The 230-nt window shown below is 66.5% G+C and carries 1 protein-coding gene; it reads right to left on the bottom strand.

What is annotated here, in order from left to right; all coding sequences use genetic code 11:
* The coding region (locus B4L26_RS01225) for an oxygenase MpaB family protein (RefSeq protein ID WP_414651903.1) at positions 1–194 on the bottom strand (194 nt) is incomplete at its 3' end.
* Positions 195–230: the final 36 nt, after the last annotated feature.

The raw sequence follows: 230 nt of genomic DNA, 5'->3' as shown, positions 1-230 counted from the left end.
ACGACGCCGCCGATCGGGTACATCGACCGGAAGAGGCGCTCCCACCGCTCGCCGAAGAAGTCCGAGTGCTCCCACACGCCGGCGGCGAGTTTCGGATGCATGTTCTGCATAGACCCCGACCACAGGCCCATGAAGAGGCCCCGCCAGTCGCCGAAGTAGTGGAACGTCAGCGAATCTGGTCCCAGGCTTGGCAGCGGACGGACATCGGGCTCGGCGTCTGCGGCTTCGGC

It is taken from the genome of Gordonia sp. UBA7599 (assembly GCA_002477755.1).
GTDB lineage: Bacteria > Actinomycetota > Actinomycetes > Mycobacteriales > Mycobacteriaceae > Gordonia.
Note: the sequence above shows the minus strand (reverse complement) of the source record. Positions and strands in the feature narration are given on the sequence as shown.